This window comes from Caballeronia sp. KNU42 (assembly GCF_053760385.1).
In genome coordinates this window covers 4,046,237-4,061,653 of sequence record NZ_CM132388.1, presented here as the reverse complement: position 1 = coordinate 4,061,653, position 15,417 = coordinate 4,046,237, and the positions used below count along the sequence as shown (strand labels likewise).

Here is a 15,417-nt window from a genome sequence, read left to right as displayed (position 1 = left end):
CGGGGAACAAAAAAGCCCGCTCGCAAGCAGGCTTTCTATTCAATCAATGACAACCTGCCAGTCGCTCACCACGCGATGGACATCAGGACCGCCTAAGGGCGTAACTCGGTAGCAAACGCTTTGAACCGGACAAGTTGTTGAGTCGAGTATAAGAAGCGCAAATCGGATTGCAAGCGGATTTTTTCCGATAAACGGGTCATTCAGTTCAATACTGGGCGACGTGAGGCAATGCTGGATAAACTCAGGCATCCAAACTTTTTTGTAACGACGCGTCTTCTTGTGTACATCCTCGAATAAACGAATCGTCGTCCCGCATCCCCTGCGGTTGTTTGAAGCCAATGTCCCCCGCGCAATGATCCGACCACCAGCGAGCGTCGGCTCGACATCCATGCACGCGCTGAGCGCCGGTCGGCAAACATATCCAGACTGAAACCATTGCCTCTCTGCGCTTTCAACTCCGTTTCCTGGCAGATGCCAGCGCTTCGGCCACCTCGGCCTTCGCCTCCTCCAGTTCGTCCTCGAAGACGTGCCACGGCCGATGACGGATTTTCAGGCGGCGACAAATGAATGCTCGGTTGGCGTGCCAGACGTAATGCATACGTAACAGCATCCTGTGCTGTGGGCTCACACGCTGCCACGCCGCATCGATCAATGCGGCGTCCCGCGCATCCCCGCGACGCCCACTGCTAACATTGGCCCAGTTGGTGAGCCGCTCGTCCAGCACCATGCCACGCGCAACACGGGGCACGGCATCGCGCACAACGGCCTCGTCGCGACCAACCTGCTGCCTGCGCGCCGTTGTCTCCAATCGACCGTGACGGTAGGCGCCAACGTCGCTCGAACCCACGGGTGAGGGCCGCCGTCGGTGAGCCGGTGCAACACCATGGCTCAATGGTTTCCGTGCGTGTTTCATGGTGACAACTCCACAGCCACATTCTCGCCGACAACATTTCCCCCGATCGCGGCATACGGATGCCGGTCGCCAGCGCTACATGTCTATCAATGTCCGTTAGTGCGTAATACCCACTTTTCATACCCTTCAAGTTGTTGTGGAACTATATTAGTTTCTTGGACAAACCTCGCCAGCCAAGGCGTTTTGGCATTCACGCAAGCAGAGCTGGCGTGATTGTCGTAATTCTTCATACACATCATAGATTCTATTTTTGATTCGTCAAACCCATTGAAGTACGCAAGCAAATATCTAATACTGCGTTCATGGACTATGGCACTCACATCCGCAGGATCCGGGAAGCCCGGGGACTGACCGTTCAGAAGCTCGCATCCGAGGTGGGCATCAATGGAGGCTCGCTCTCGAAAATCGAACGCAACATCGAAGGGGCATCGGTGGAGACGCTCGAAGTTATCGCGCAGGCTCTGCAGATACCAATTGCACAACTGTTTATTCGCGACGATGGGACCGAGGACGCCCGCGCTATTCCCGTTGGCAGGACAACGCTGGTGATCGGCGAAGCCCGCTGCCATGCTGCGGACGGCTCCTTTGAGGAACGTCGCTATGTTCGCGGCGAGGGTGGCTATGTGCGTCACGTATCGACCGACGCCCACGCCTACGCGCTCAAGATCAAAGGCGACTCGTTGCGACCTCGCTACCATCCCGGAGAATATGTCGTTGTGGCCATCAGCGCCGATCCTCAACCATCCCAGGATGTCGTGGTCCGTTTGAAGGGAGGCCGTGCCATGATCACGAATTTCGTCGGAATCCTCGACGACGAAGCAGAATTCGCGTCGGTCAACTCAGGCGAGAAAATCACGATCGCGCGGGCGGAGATCTCATCCATCCACCCCATCGCGGGTCATTACCCGCGCGGCAGCACGTATTGAGCGAAAAGGAAGACCTACGGCGGATAGCCGCGAATCGCCAGCTTACAGATAACTTTATATTTTAAGTAGCTATTGATATTTTCTTGACACGGCACAATCCGGTTCTATAACCAATGTGACAGTCTGATGTTGGCCTACTGGTCGCACACATGGTCTGCAAAGCACGCAGTAGACGCTAAATCAAGCCACACCCGATGTGGCGCTGACGGGATGCCCTACGGCATTTACGTTTCCGATAGCGGAGCTGGGAATCGATTGACCTCCAGCCGCTCGGCTTTCATAAGTTTCGGCGAGTCATTGTGTCGGGGCCGGGCATTGCGCCCGGTCCCGACACAATGCTCCTGGCGCCTGGAGCGAAACGTTCAGGTGCGGGAGATGACCCGATCGAGGCAGCCCATGCGCTCCCAGCCTCAAAGACAGGGCGATCCGCACGAATGTTGCGCCCTCGATGTTTCCGACACGCGCGTCTTTCAGATTCGCAGCGCCACGATGAGCCCTCGATACAAACCTGGTGAATATCTTGAATTTGCGCTTAATCAGCGGGCCCAGCCGGGCGATGACGTCGTGGTCCAGTTGAAGAACGGCGTCACGTTCGTTCGGCACTTCCTCTCGGCCTCGGACGAACGGTACGACTTCCAGGCAGTGTGCGACGACCAGCGCTCGTCGGTAAGGCGCGCGGCAGTCGTGTCCCTGTTTCCCGTCATCGGTCATTATCAGAAAGTGAGTGCGGTCGCAGATCTGATGAAGGCGCCCACCGATGATTCGTCCAACCTACCGACCATTGGCGTCGACGATGAATGATCCCGAATACCCAAGCGGCCAAGTGTCGGACGCCGGCAGCATCGGCATCATATCCGGCACACAACCGACAACTTGCGCTGGCAGCCAGGGCATCGGCGAACAAATTCGGGCGCTGCGCTACGCACTCGAACTCAAAGACGAGACGGTGCTTATGTGGCGCCTGTACCGGATCTACCGGATGCACGGCATACCGGTTCCTGATGATCTGCTGCAACAACTTGATTACCTGGCCGACCGCGCTGATCGCGGAGCGGCAGCAGCACGGGCTGATGACGCGCAACGCCGGGCAATCGCGTTACTCGAATATACGGATGCCATCGAGGACGGCGAACGGACCATGTGTGCGCTGCGGATTGCGTCCACTCGGTCGGGCATCAGCGTGAATGCGATCAAGACCATGGCATCGCGGCTGCACATTCGGACTCGTCCCTACCGGGTCCGGTCGGGCCGCTTCGATGCAGACGCCCTGCGTCGCGCCAGCGATCCGTTCGGGCTAGCGAGGGAGAGGAAAAGTGAAGGTGGCAATGTTGCACGCGCTCACTCGCGCAGCAACATTGCAGCAACAGTAGATTCGATCCGTGACCCACCCGATACGACGAGGATCGAACCATGATGTCCAGCACCGAATCAACCAGTACCCAGCATCAGGACACACGGCTAGCAGCAGCACCGGAAACGCTGCCGCTCGACGGATTCTCGCGGTGGCGCCAGATCGCACGTTTTATTCCTTATAGCCGGGAAACGGCGCGACTGCGCGAACTGGAAGGGCGTTTTCCGCGTCGCATCCGCCTGACGCAACGATGCTCTGTCTGGTCAAACCGCGAACTACACCGCTTTATGGCCGACCCCATTCGTTACCGGGCTGACGACGTGCAAGACACCGAATGAAATGATTTAGGCAAACGCGAGCAAGGACTATGCGTCGCGACTCCCCCACTGGAGAAGCAGGTTGCAGCATCAGATCCCAGCGTTTTGCACTTGCGATGGCGATTTCTGCAGGAGAAGAACATGACAGCAAGCATGGAACGACAGGAAGCTGAAATGACCGCTTTGAGCCGGGCCTTCGACACGCTCCTCGCGCGCCAACCAGAAATTGTGCAGCGAACTACTTGTCGGCACGGATTTGCGGTTGAACACGGCGAGGTGGTCTTCGTGATGGCGCTTGCGGTGATTAGCGACACGATGAAAATTGTTGTAGACGAGCTAACGATTTCGTCAAAGCCGACACGAGCCGAGCGACCGCTCACGCACTGACCGGTCGAAGGTGGTGCAGGCGGTGGCGCAAACGTCTGGCCACACAGGCTTACTACTGGGCCCCATGCTGCAGACCTGAGTGTATGTATTCCGAGCGCACTCCTTCAGGGACCAACGGCTCAGGACGGGCCCGCAAAACAGGCACAATCCTGGCAAGCCAGCCGTTGCATTTATCTAACGTTGACATATAGTGAATTCAAAGGCCGCCGAGCGTTTTAATTTGTGTAGACCGTGATTGAGAAACACCTGACGGCACACACCAGGGAGCGCGGCGCAAGGAGTGAAAATGTTGATCCTGAAAATATCAATCATTCTCACAGTACTCGTCGGTGTCGTGCTGGGAATCAAGAAATTCAACGAGTGCTGCATCTGGCGATTTGGTCACGCGTTTTTCAGCAAACAGGCGTTCTACCGGACAGCGGTCGCCGTGGGGTTGATCGAGGCCGGGAACCTGTTGGGAGGTTCGTCAGCGCAGCATCATGGCAACGTGCTCGGCGGACTGATCCTGATTGCACTCGGCATCGGCGTGGCGGCCGTACTCGTGTACACGAACGTAAAGAACACAAGTCTCGCTTACGGCTTGGGGGGAAGTGTTGTGCAGATCGCCGGTTTTTCGGTGCTCGCTTGGATCAGCATTCCGGTACTGTTTATCGTGCTCATCTGGCAATTTGTCGTGGTATCCGTAGCCCAGCCAGTCTATATCGTCAATCGATGAATCGACTTCGGCGCGGCCGAATGCCATATCGCCGGTGAACGCATGAAGATGCAGCACGGCCACATCGTCCCGGTTTCCCTACAGGCGTTGGTTGTTCTGAACGAACTCCATGCAATAACGGGCGACAGTGTCTATGTGTTTCCGCCGCCGGCTAAACAGAAGCCACCTCGCATGCACCGCGACGCTCTCAGCAAGGCGCTGCGCGATATGAGGTTTTCAGGATAAGCACGCAAGTCACGGCTTCCGGGGCATGTTACTGACCGTCGGGCGCGAGCGGCCGAGCATAGATATCGACGTGCTTGACGTGCAGTTGGCCCACGCGAAGCGCGGTGATGTGCAAAATGCATATGGCCGCACGACCTTCAAGGACGACCGCCGCCGAGTCATGCAAGAGTGGGCTGACTACATGGACAGCTGTGCGCGAGTCGGAGATTGATTTCTATAGGATGATCCCTTCGCCGCGAAACGGGATTCCGATTAATCATCGCACCGCTTTATGGCGTAATGAAATCGAATTGGCGCCGTCTGCCACATGCCCCAAAACATCGTCTGAGATCCGACCTACGCTGCATGCGGGACTGTTGACCCCGATGCAACGGACAACCAATCTACGCGCGCGCAACTCCAGTCCGCAGCACACCGCATCAGCTCGTCAAGAATAGGCCCAGAACCATGGCGATGCGCTCGCCTCTAGCAAACCGGGACCAGAGTCGTGCATGCCGTCGCTCAATTGACAAGCTTATGGCTTGTGGCCATTCACCGCATCCTTGAACGCCTTGCCAGCGGTAAATTTCACAGTTTTCGCAGCCGGAATCTTCAATTCTTCGCCCGTCGCCGGATTGCGCCCATTGCGCGCCGCCCGCGCGCCTACGCCGAACGAGCCAAAGCCAATCAACTGGACGATATCGCCCTTCACGAGCGCGGTGGTGATCGTCCCGATCAACGCGTCGATCGCTTCTCCCGTTGCTGACTTGCTCGTTCCGGTCGACGACGCTACGGCATCAATCAACTCTTGTTTGTTCATGGTATCCCTCGCGGGTGATAGTTACAGGATGTCCGCGTGCCCGAAGGAACCGGTTCTTCAGCGACCGCCTCCAGACCTCTCGACAGCAACATCTTGACGCATACGGTACGCGTGTGTAATGCGAAGACTGTTCAATCCTTTCGCAATTGAAGCGCGCGTGGCATATTGCGGGCATATCCATTAAGGAGGCAACAATGCCGACACTCGAACAAATCAAAGAAAAGATGAAGAAACTCCAAGAGCAAGCCGAAAAGTTGATCGCTAAGCGCGCGCAGTCTGTCCTCGCCGACATCCGCAAGCTTATGGACCAGCATGGTCTCACGACCGCGGACATCGCGGCTCACTCCGCCGAAAAGAAGCAACGCGGCCGCCCGGCAGTCTCCAGATCCGCCGCTACTGCGACGCTAAAGGTGACGGGTCATTCAGCTGTCGCCGGAGTAAAGGCGCCAAAGTATCGCCACCCCAAAACCGGCGCCACGTGGACGGGACACGGGCGAGCACCAGCATGGATTGCAGATGCTAAGGACCGCAGTAAGTTCTTGATCGACGGCACTGATATGGGCGCCGTGAATAAGACCAAGACTGCGGACAAGAAAGTCACGGCAGTCGACGGCGCAGGCACTCATACAGGACAGCGCAAAGGTCCGCAGCCGGCGAAATACCTCGACCCCAAGACCGGGGCAAAATGGAGTGGACGCGGTCCGGCGCCTGCGTGGCTTGCGACAGCCAAAGACCGATCGAAGTTTTTGATTATTGGCGCGGCCGCCGTGACGACTGAGACCAGTGATACGAGCAAAGCTAATAAGTCGAAGGCTTCAGCTGCAAGCGTCGCTGTTGCGAAGAAATCAGTAGTCGAGAAGGCGAAGTCAAAGAAGGGGGATTCCAAGAAGACTGTGACCGCGAAACCGCCGACCAAGAAGGCGATTACGAAAAACGCGCCGCGCAAGAGCGCGACCGTGAATGCTCCTGCGGCGCCAGTCGCGACTGGCGCTGGGTCGATGGCCTGAGCGCAGTTGCCGGTTGTCCGGGTTGGATTCGCAATTCGGCCGGAGATTCTTGTAGGGAAAACTTCGACGCGCTCTCGTGCCAAAAGCTAGCTTCAAAGGCTACCGCATAATAGTCAAAAAAGAGGAAAGCATGCAGATGCATCGAGCACCGACGGTCCTTAGTCGCCAGCCTGTTGTCCCGCACGTTCTAGTGTCACCTGACAGTGCTTGTCGGTATTGCGAGACAAGTATGCGACATAACATTTCGGTAAGCATAGGATTTTCGCGTCACGCATCCACGTTTCAATCGAGCGGAGATCTATCAGGCCGCGTCAGTCCACCGTCGCTCATGTTGCGCGCTTTGCGTCGAGATAGCTGCAACCGTAAAATCAACACTCGAAAATGTCCACCGCTCCGAGACCTAACGACCTAAAGGCCGAAGATGCTGTGTTTGGAGGTCTAGATCTTCTGAACAAGTCCCTTCACGATCTCGGCAAACGTGGGCTAGTGCTTTCACTAGTGTGCGCTGCACGATGTCCAACCATTCGGCGCGAGCGAGCTTGCGACGCCAAACCGCCTTCTCGCAGCGAGCGACTCCATGCACCTGGAAGACGTTCTTTGCGACGGCAATTCCGACCCGAATAGTGTTCATCGTGGGTTCCTCTTCGTTGATTGGTAGAACACATCCCAATCATGCGCCCTAGAGAAATCGGATGAGGAGTCCATCCCATTGCTTATGAGGATGTCAAATTATCAAGGCAACCCAAGCCGGACCTTCGTGGATAGGTAAGTTGCGTTATGGAGGATGGGTTGCAGGGAAATTCTCAGAACGCTAGCTGTGCTAGCGCGCAGGTCGTACAGGGCTTTGTACTCGCGGGTTGACCGTCTACGGTTGAATCGCTAAATCTTTTTGTTACTATGCTTTCAAGTGCCTTCTTGATTTTGAGTGCGAGGCTGCAAGGACGGTAATGAAAATTTGTGGATAGCAAATCGACTGCGATGAATGAAATGTCCTCATTGGACGAACCTTTCAGCAGTTCAACCGATAGAAGAATCACTATAAGGACATAGGTATGGCGGAGGCCCCCACTGATCAATACTCTGCTGGCGAGCAAGGTCTGGGATACATCTATCAGCCTCGCTTCGCTCTTCTCAAACTTTTGCAGCTGCCGGAGAGTACGTCGGTCCTGATCGAAAAGGACGACGACCTTGACTTCATCGACAAGGACGGGGTCAAGACGCTGGCTTCCCTCAAGCATAAGGGTGTCGGTGATCGCCTGACGGATCTGTCCACGGACTTCTGGAAATCGGTCCGAATCTGGCTCGCACGCTACAACCGCGATGGGCGCAGCGAGGCCAGTCTTCGCTTCTTTCTGTTTTCAACGGGCACTGTTTCAAGTACCTCGTTCTTGCGGCGCTTCCAGCTTCAACCGCCTGCGGAAGACGACGAGGTTGTGTCGCTGTCACAGATTGCAGCCGATGTCCTTGCCAAGACCGAGTCGAAACTCATCGGTGCAATCGCTAAGGAGTTCCATAAACTCAACGACAACGAGAAAGAGGATTTTCTCTCACGCATCGTGATATTTGATGGCGGCCCTCGCATTGAGGATGTGCCCTCAATCATCAAAGACCAGCACATGCGCAGCATCCGGCGCGACAACCGAGACGCCATCTTCGAGCGTCTCGAAGGTTGGTGGAATGACACCATCGTCAATTTGTTGGTCGGCAGGCGCGCAGACGCAATCTTCGGATACGAGATCTCCGACAAGCTTTCCGCGTTTGCTGACGAATACAAATCAGACAACCTCCCAATCACTTTTAGAGGGAAGGTGCCCGCTGGGGAAATCGACGCAGTCAACGATCCGCGCCTTTTCGTTGTACAACTGCGAGAAATTGGTATTGCCTCCAATCGCATCCGCAACGCCATCCTCGACTACTACAGAGCGTTCGAGCAGCGATCTTCCTGGGCTCGAGAAAGCCTCTTGGTTTCGGGAGAAATGGAAGAGTACGAAGATCGCCTGGTTGATGAATGGAGCCGCTACCGAGACGTGGTTTTCGAGGAACTCGATGAGGAAAGTGCCGACGCTGTTCTTTTGGAAGCGGGCAAAGCGCTGTATCGATGGGTTGACTTGGAGAGTGGTGATAGCAGCACGCTTCGCATTCGGGAGCGTGTGACCGAGCCCTATGTGGTGCGTGGTGGATTTCACATTCTTGCGAACAGCCGACCGCTTCCGAGAGTTTACTGGCACCCTCGCTTCCTCAACCGTGTCGGCCAGTTGTTGGGGGCCGCGGAATGAAACGATGGGATCAACGACCATTCGAAGTCAAAAATCTTTTCAATCCCGCCTTCTGTGGCCTTGTGCTGTTCAGGGCATTGCTAGGCTATGAGGAAGAGAACCCGGATGGCATGCCGTTTTCTCTCGCACTGCTGGTGCTGCCACTGTGTCTGCAGAAAGACGCTCGCCAAGTGATCGCCGGAAATTCTCGCAGCTACCTGCTGAAGATCGTCGAGAAGAATCCTCAGCTGCTGGTCGGTTTCGCAGATCGCGCCAGCGACATGCTGCCATTTGCGCTCGAGGCTTTCGGCGTGCTGATGGAGCGGGAATGTTTTGTCGTGTCGCAGGATGGCCGGTTGAAGACCGTGCCGGGCCGGGTTCGAAAATCGGTGACAGGGACTGACGAATCCGTCTCCTGCCAGCGCGTCGCACGCATCGTTGGAAAAGAATTTGCCCGCATCGCAGATCGCGTGACGGTGTACACGACCTTTGGAATACGCCCATGAAGATCAAGTCGATTCATATCTACAGTCACGATGGTCAACGCCGGGATCTTCGGTTCAAGGTGGATGGCCTGAACATCATCACCGGTCGCTCCTCCACCGGAAAATCGGCGCTCTCTGAGATCATCGAATACTGCATGGGGCGTTCGACCTTCAACGTCCCGGAAGGCATCATTCGCGACAAGGTGGCATGGTTCGCTGTGATCTATCAGTTTTCCCAGGAACAGGTACTGATCGCGAAGCCCACGCCAACGGCCGGCGGTACCAGTTGCAGTACCGCCATGCAGCGACGGGGAGGTCAACTGACAGTCCCTAACTTCAAGGACTTGGTGGCCAACACCGATGACGATGCGGTGGTAGCACTGCTGTCGCGCCTGCTTGGCATCCCGGAAAACCGCACCGATGTCGCGATCGAGCACAGCCGAGAGAGCTATGACGCGAACGTCAAGCACACGTATTACTACCTATTCCAAAAACAAGGCATCGTCGCCAACAAGGATCAGCTCTTTTATCGCCAGAATGAAGGATATCAGCCACAAGCGATCCGTGACACGCTGCCGATTCTTCTTGGTATTTCCTCCAACGATCGGTACGAACTGGAAGCCAAGCTACGCGCTGCACAGCGGGAGTTGAAGCTCAACGCAAAGCTTTTGGAACAAGCCCGCGACGCCATCGATACGTCCCAGCAGAAGGGCATCGGTCTTTTCTCGGAGGCCAGGACGGTCGGCATCATTGCACCGGAGAACCAACAGGCCGGGGCCGATGGCGTGATCGATGCTTTGCGTACTGCCTTGCAATGGAAGCCGGCCTTGATTCCCGAGGATGACGGTCACCGGATATCTCGGCTCGAAGAAGAGATTGGCGAACTGCGCAAGGACCGGCGCGAAGTTCAATCCAAGATTGATGCTGCTCGCCAGTTCTCCAAGCAGGCCGGTGGCTTTGAAAACGAGGCGCTGGAGCAGAAGGATCGACTCGCATCCATCAAAGCTCTTCCCAAGAACCCTGAGACAGGTGAATGGCAGTGGCCGTTCTGCGAAGCGAATCTGGCTCTGGACTCTCCTATCGCGAAAGTTCTTCTTAACGAACTGGCAACGCTGGACGAGGAAATGAGCATCGTGGCCGGTCAACGCCCAAAACTTGAGGCGTATCTGACCGAGCAGGATGACAACGTTCGAGAAGTCGTAGATGCGATCAGGAGCAAGGAAGCCGAGCTTTCTGCCGCGATCGCTGCGAATGAAGTTATTGCGCAAATGGGTACGCGCAACAATGCGGCGGCACGGGTCGTGGGCCGCATTAGCTTGTTTCTAGAGAATCTCGTCTCCAATTCGGAACTCGTTTCACGCGAAGCAGAACATCGTCGCCTGAAGTTCAAGGTCGAGGAGTTGGAGAAGAAAGTTGGTGCCGATGACAGTCACGAACGACTGATTTCCATCCTGAGCAACATCTCAGCGCAGGTGTCACGCTACATCCAGACCTTCGAGGCGGAGTTCAGCGCTTTCCCTGCGCGGCTCGATCTCGCCCATCTCACCATCGTCTTCGATCGTCCGGATCGTCCTGTGCCGATGAGTCGAACCGGTGGCGGCGAGAATCATCTGGCATATCACCTTTCAGCATTATTGGCACTGCATCTATTTGCTTCGAAGAACAATTGCCCGATTCCACAGTTCCTGCTCATCGATCAGCCTACGCAGGTTTATTTCCCCTCGGAGAAGGTCTACCAAGAGGCGGATGGGTCTGTACAGAAAACGGAGGCGGATGCCGATCTGACGGCAGTGCGTCGGCTGTTCGAGCTGTTACTGAAGTTCACGCAAAAGGATGTCCCAGGCTTTCAGCTCATCGTGACCGAACACGCAAACCTCCGAGATCAATGGTTCCAGGACGCTTTGGTTGAGCAACCTTGGACAAAGCCACCAGCGCTCGTGCCGGAAGACTGGCCTCTGCTACCACAGTCATTGTCGTGACGAGAAGAACAGGAAAAACATGAACAGCAAGATTCCGAACTCGGTCATTGGCGCCGTTTCTTCTGTTCTTGCAGAGTACTACTACAGCCATTCCGCGCTGAACTCACTCTTCATGGAGAGTGGAGCGCCGGGTGACATGCCCGAAGGAAACTGCGAAACGAAATGTAGCCTTTGGCTTAGGCGCTGCAACGATGATGTCTCTGTCGATCCTATGCAAGTGCTTGGCCAAGTTATTCAGAGGTTCATGGATCTGGAATCCAATGACTGGAACCAGAAAATTGGTCCCGGACAAGAGCGCATCAGAGCCAGCTTGGCCAAGAACCAGTTGACTTACCAGATGAATGGTTTCATCACCTTGGCAGGAGCGAGTCCGGCGGCGAAGTCACTCGCGGACTATTTCAAGGCTGGTGACTTCTCGTCTATCGAAGCAGAGTTCGAACGAGCCATCTCTCAAGTTGATCGCGATCCGCATGCCGCCATTACTGCGGCGAGCGCTATCATTGAAGCGCTGTGCAAGACGTACATTGAGATGCACGGACTGGAAATACCATCGAAGCAAACGATCGGCCCGCTCTGGAAGGTCGTGCAACAGCATCTAGGTCTCAACGTCGATCCTACGTTGCAGGACGATCAGAAGCGGATACTGCAGGGGCTTGCGTCTATCGTGGATGGCGTCGGCGCTTACCGGACACACATCGGTTCAGCACATGGGCGCGGCATTGAGCCGCCAAAGATCGTGGCGTCAGAAGCGCGTTTGGCGGTCCATGCTTCGCACACCATTGTCATCTTCGTGATGGAACGCTGGCTCGGCGCGATTCGAAGCGTGTGAACGCTATCAACAAGCCGGCTTCGGCAAATGGGAAGATTGACCTTCACCGACCATGTGGATGCGAAGCTAGCCGGATCGGTCAGCGAGGACGAACCTCGCGTAAGCTTGGAGATCCCGGCTACCTGGGCAGGTAGCGTACGGGGTCGGCCCGTGAGAGGATGCAGATCGCGCAGGATGGCAACGGCTTGCGTGGAAAGCGGAACGATGTGCTGGACACGCATTTTCATCCGCTCGGCGGGTGTGCGCCATTCGGCCTTATCAAAATCGAACTCCGACCGCTTGGCGCATCTTAATTCGCCCGGCCTCGCGAACACCAAGGGCGTGAACTGAGGCGCGCAACGCGTTACGAACCGGCCTTCGTAACCGTCGAACGCATGCAGCAAAACACCAATCTTTTTCGGGTCGACAATAGACAAGAGGTGCTTTCTCGTAACGGGTGGCGAAGCGCGGCGAAGATCGGCGGCGGGATCACGTTCAGTCCGTCCAGTGACGATGGCGCAGCGAAATATCTGGCTGCAGCTTCGGAGGATGCGGTGAGCCGAGGACCGGTCACGTTCACGGCAGCATACATAGCGGTGGCGAAACACTGCGTAATACACCGTGCAACGCTAGGTCGAACCGGCGAGGAGCGGGAACAGGCTCGCTGCAAGGGCGACGCGGAAAATCCGCACCGCCCTTCTGCCATGTTTTCGCGTCGGTCGCCGAGGCCCGTAAAGAAGACGCGACCGGCAACGCGATCATTTCGCTGTCTAAACGAAGGTGGAACAGATGCGCAAGCACTTCTCGAGGCCGAGGATTTTCACCGTAGCGGACAGGTCAAGACGACAGCGATGTTGAAGACCTGTTCCCGCACGTAAAATACACCGAACTCTTGAACGAGACGTTCGCCTTGAAGGGTAAAACAAACTCACCGCCGAGGCTTTAAAGGCCGCGGAACCGAAGACGGAACGCGTGGTCAAGCAGGCCGAGGCGGCGTTTCGTGTCATGAAGGGCGACGTGGACGAGTTCGACCACTTCGCTCCGTCCGGGTGGCTCATCAGTCATCCAGAGTTCCTCGACGCGAAGATGCCGACACGGCGACGTTGCCGGACCGCGCCGAGCATCTGTTCAAGACGTTCAACGCGCTGCTTGAGAAATTGTGATGCAAACGGCCGGTCATCCATATGATCCGTTTCAAGGAGCAACGGACTACAATCCGGTAGATCAAGAAACGAGCGGGGTTCTTAGCCGCCAGAAATCCGGGGAGCCGGCGTTGCATGTTCAACAGTAATCAAAAAGAGCAGTTCAACCTCGCTTACGTCCATGCCATGGCGACCCAGGCGGGCCTAAACACCGGGGTCATGCGGGTGGACAACCAAAGCATTGACCTCGACGTCGATGGCACGTGCCCGACGGCGATCGTTAACCGGTTTCCCAAGATCCGTTTGCAGTTGAAATGCACGTCGCAGAAGGTAGTCAAAAACGGCATCATCAAGTTTCGGCTTCCCCGGAAAAACTACGACGATCTGCGTGACGACCGCCTCACCATACCGCGATACTTGATCGTTCTCCTGGTGCCCGACGATCCGACGGAATGGATCGAGCACCACGATCAGCACATGAGCCTGCACAACACGTGTTACTGGACGGACATCCAGCCGATCGCGGACATTGGCAAAAAGAGAACAGTGACCGTTGACATTCCCCTGTCTCAACGTTTGGACACCGCAGCGTTGTTGCACCTCATCACGCTGGCAAGCGAACGGAAACCGGCATGATCAGCGACCATTACATCGAGCACCTCCACGACGTGACCTGGATGCAGGTGCAGGATTATCTTACAGCGACCGGCTGGACGAACGCCGGCTCCTACGGCAAGTTCGCGTCGATCTGGCATCGTGCCGACCGAAACGACGCCCAGGTGCTGTTGCCGATGTCCGATAAAACGATCGATTTCTGGGACCGTATGGCAGATGCCGTGATCGCGCTTGCCAACCACGAGAAGCGTTCGTTCGCCGACATCATCGAAGCTGTATCCGGCCGCTTCGGGGACATGATCAGCATCCGCGTGATCCACGAAGACGTCGAAGCCGGCACCATCCCGGCGATTGACGGTGTGGCGCTGAACGAGCAAGCGCTCGCATTGCTGACCGCTGCGTCGATGTCCTACCTGACCAAGCGGCAATACCATCAACGGCCGACGGCGATCACCAACGCCTTCCTCGACACGCTTCGCCTGGGCCAAACCGAGCGGGGCAGTTACATCGTGAACCTGTTCGCCCTGCTGCCCCAGCCGCTGGTCGATCAACCCCCGTTGAACGACGTGCCCATGACGAACAACGTCATCGCCAACTTATCGTCGGGGCTTAAGGCCCTGAGCCATGCGATCGGCCTGAAGAGCAAGAAGAAGGACGAGCACAAGGCGCTCGACGACGCTGTGAGCAAGGGCGCGAGCGCGAACATGTGCGACGCCCTGGTCGGACTGAGCGGAGTCGACAAAACGCGGGATTTCGAAGTGTTGATCACCCCGTCTCGGCCCGGCGGGGATGCTCCGCCGCCCATCAAGTTCGAGTTCAGCAAGGAGAAAGTCGAGCGGCTTGCCAAGGCATCGGAGTATTATCGGCGCACTTACAAGGCCAAAAGTAAGGTGGTGCAAGGCTACATTAAGCGCCTCGACCGGGCGCACGGTGAAAAGCACGGAATCATCCTGGTTGCAGCGCAGGTCGATGGCATCGAAAAATTGGTGGAGATCGACCTGGGGCCATCAGATTACAGGAGGGCGATCGCCGCCCATCTGGCCGACGAGGAAGTACGATGCTCGGGCGACGTGCTGATAAAGGCGCGCAGCGCGGTCCTCTTAAAGCCCAGCGGATTCAAAGTGCTGCACGAAGGCGACGGCTTGTTCAAGTCGAAGTCGTAAGCCAGCGCCGAAAAATGCCATGTCCGTCCCGAGCATATGCATGAGGTGCCGGCTCGAAAAGCACCTAAAGATGGCAACGAGGTTCGCGCTGGACTTTCGCAACAGCACATTCCAGTGGTATCGGCAAAACGCCGGCAAGGCAACATGTGCTTTGCTTACCAGACGGTGCGTACAGGTTTGAAGGAATCGCGCCGGTAGAATTCACGGCTACGATTTTTATGGGGTATTTTTGGGGGTATAAACCCTATTTTTCCCTCTGAAACCCCTAATATATATAAATCTGTGAGTCCTGCCGGGGGACCATCTTGGTGCCGAGCAACGCCCAACGAT

The 15,417-nt window shown here is 56.3% G+C and carries 18 protein-coding genes and 2 pseudogenes; 15 read left to right on the top strand and 5 right to left on the bottom strand.

Annotation, left to right across the window (positions count from 1 at the left end; genetic code table 11):
- Positions 1 to 39 precede the first annotated feature (39 nt).
- Both ACSOSP_RS18285 and ACSOSP_RS18280 read right to left on the bottom strand, forming a co-directional pair.
- Entirely contained in the window at positions 40 to 390 is a 351-nt protein-coding gene (locus tag ACSOSP_RS18285) for a hypothetical protein (RefSeq protein WP_455308699.1), read from the bottom strand.
- Positions 391 to 451: 61 nt separating this feature from the next.
- Complete coding sequence (locus tag ACSOSP_RS18280) at positions 452 to 913, bottom strand: hypothetical protein (RefSeq protein ID WP_455308698.1); 462 nt, start codon at positions 911 to 913, stop codon at positions 452 to 454.
- A gap of 302 nt (positions 914 to 1,215) precedes the next feature.
- On the opposite strand from ACSOSP_RS18280, the gene ACSOSP_RS18275 reads away from it, so the two are divergent.
- The 8 genes from ACSOSP_RS18275 to ACSOSP_RS18240 all read left to right on the top strand — a co-directional run bounded on the left by ACSOSP_RS18275 (position 1,216) and on the right by ACSOSP_RS18240 (position 5,045).
- Positions 1,216 to 1,839, top strand: coding sequence for a helix-turn-helix domain-containing protein (locus ACSOSP_RS18275; protein ID WP_455308697.1), 624 nt, complete (start codon positions 1,216 to 1,218; stop codon positions 1,837 to 1,839).
- 489 nt (positions 1,840 to 2,328) lie between these two features.
- Positions 2,329 to 2,640, top strand: a complete 312-nt coding sequence (locus ACSOSP_RS18270; RefSeq protein ID WP_455308696.1) for a hypothetical protein — start codon at positions 2,329 to 2,331, stop codon at positions 2,638 to 2,640.
- Positions 2,597 to 3,253 (top strand): hypothetical protein, encoded by a 657-nt coding sequence (locus tag ACSOSP_RS18265; protein ID WP_455308695.1) that lies wholly within the window; start codon positions 2,597 to 2,599, stop codon positions 3,251 to 3,253. The genes ACSOSP_RS18270 and ACSOSP_RS18265 overlap by 44 nt, the downstream gene beginning before the upstream one ends.
- Positions 3,250 to 3,528, top strand: a complete 279-nt coding sequence (locus ACSOSP_RS18260; protein ID WP_455308694.1) for a helix-turn-helix transcriptional regulator — start codon at positions 3,250 to 3,252, stop codon at positions 3,526 to 3,528. Before ACSOSP_RS18265 ends, ACSOSP_RS18260 begins: the two co-directional genes overlap by 4 nt.
- A 120-nt stretch (positions 3,529 to 3,648) precedes the next feature.
- Positions 3,649 to 3,894: a hypothetical protein gene (locus ACSOSP_RS18255; RefSeq protein ID WP_455308693.1), complete on the top strand. Its 246-nt coding sequence runs from the start codon at positions 3,649 to 3,651 to the stop codon at positions 3,892 to 3,894.
- A gap of 286 nt (positions 3,895 to 4,180) precedes the next feature.
- Complete coding sequence (locus tag ACSOSP_RS18250; protein WP_455308692.1) at positions 4,181 to 4,609, top strand: hypothetical protein; 429 nt, start codon at positions 4,181 to 4,183, stop codon at positions 4,607 to 4,609.
- Between the two features lie 42 nt (positions 4,610 to 4,651).
- The gene (locus ACSOSP_RS18245) at positions 4,652 to 4,834 is read left to right on the top strand and encodes a hypothetical protein (protein WP_455308691.1); all 183 of its coding nucleotides are present in this window, start codon (positions 4,652 to 4,654) and stop codon (positions 4,832 to 4,834) included.
- 25 nt (positions 4,835 to 4,859) lie between these two features.
- Entirely contained in the window at positions 4,860 to 5,045 is a 186-nt protein-coding gene (locus tag ACSOSP_RS18240; protein ID WP_455308690.1) for a hypothetical protein, read from the top strand.
- A 303-nt stretch (positions 5,046 to 5,348) separates the two neighbouring features.
- Here the strand turns inward: ACSOSP_RS18240 and ACSOSP_RS18235 are convergent, their stop codons facing one another.
- Positions 5,349 to 5,633 (bottom strand): HU family DNA-binding protein, encoded by a 285-nt coding sequence (locus tag ACSOSP_RS18235; protein WP_455308689.1) that lies wholly within the window; start codon positions 5,631 to 5,633, stop codon positions 5,349 to 5,351.
- A 194-nt stretch (positions 5,634 to 5,827) separates the two neighbouring features.
- Between ACSOSP_RS18235 and ACSOSP_RS18230 the strand changes: the two genes are divergently transcribed.
- On the top strand, positions 5,828 to 6,640 hold the full coding sequence (locus tag ACSOSP_RS18230; RefSeq protein WP_455308688.1) for an H-NS histone family protein: 813 nt from the start codon (positions 5,828 to 5,830) through the stop codon (positions 6,638 to 6,640).
- A 496-nt stretch (positions 6,641 to 7,136) separates the two neighbouring features.
- Here ACSOSP_RS18230 and ACSOSP_RS18225 read toward each other — a convergent pair.
- Positions 7,137 to 7,271: pseudogene (locus ACSOSP_RS18225) on the bottom strand (IS110 family transposase); the annotation flags it as partial.
- Between the two features lie 421 nt (positions 7,272 to 7,692).
- On the opposite strand from ACSOSP_RS18225, the gene ACSOSP_RS18220 reads away from it, so the two are divergent.
- From ACSOSP_RS18220 to ACSOSP_RS18205, 4 genes are read left to right on the top strand one after another with little or no spacing between them, the layout of a single operon-like run.
- A complete protein-coding gene (locus ACSOSP_RS18220; protein WP_455308687.1) occupies positions 7,693 to 8,916 on the top strand; it encodes an ABC-three component system protein in 1,224 nt (407 codons plus the stop codon).
- Positions 8,913 to 9,401 carry a three component ABC system middle component gene (locus ACSOSP_RS18215; RefSeq protein ID WP_455308686.1) on the top strand — a complete coding sequence of 163 codons (489 nt, stop codon included), beginning with the start codon at positions 8,913 to 8,915 and terminating at the stop codon, positions 9,399 to 9,401. The genes ACSOSP_RS18220 and ACSOSP_RS18215 overlap by 4 nt, the downstream gene beginning before the upstream one ends.
- Positions 9,398 to 11,359: a DUF3732 domain-containing protein gene (locus ACSOSP_RS18210; RefSeq protein ID WP_455308685.1), complete on the top strand. Its 1,962-nt coding sequence runs from the start codon at positions 9,398 to 9,400 to the stop codon at positions 11,357 to 11,359. Before ACSOSP_RS18215 ends, ACSOSP_RS18210 begins: the two co-directional genes overlap by 4 nt.
- A 19-nt stretch (positions 11,360 to 11,378) precedes the next feature.
- Positions 11,379 to 12,188 (top strand): abortive infection family protein, encoded by an 810-nt coding sequence (locus ACSOSP_RS18205; RefSeq protein ID WP_455308684.1) that lies wholly within the window; start codon positions 11,379 to 11,381, stop codon positions 12,186 to 12,188.
- Between the two features lie 455 nt (positions 12,189 to 12,643).
- Here the strand turns inward: ACSOSP_RS18205 and ACSOSP_RS18200 are convergent.
- Positions 12,644 to 12,775, bottom strand: a pseudogene (locus ACSOSP_RS18200) (phage integrase central domain-containing protein); the annotation flags it as partial.
- 669 nt (positions 12,776 to 13,444) lie between these two features.
- On the opposite strand from ACSOSP_RS18200, the gene ACSOSP_RS18195 reads away from it, so the two are divergent.
- Together ACSOSP_RS18195 and ACSOSP_RS18190 are read left to right on the top strand one after the other, a co-directional pair.
- Entirely contained in the window at positions 13,445 to 13,945 is a 501-nt protein-coding gene (locus ACSOSP_RS18195) for a DUF4365 domain-containing protein (RefSeq protein ID WP_455308683.1), read from the top strand.
- Positions 13,942 to 15,087 (top strand): hypothetical protein, encoded by a 1,146-nt coding sequence (locus tag ACSOSP_RS18190; RefSeq protein ID WP_455308682.1) that lies wholly within the window; start codon positions 13,942 to 13,944, stop codon positions 15,085 to 15,087. Before ACSOSP_RS18195 ends, ACSOSP_RS18190 begins: the two co-directional genes overlap by 4 nt.
- Positions 15,088 to 15,417: the final 330 nt, after the last annotated feature.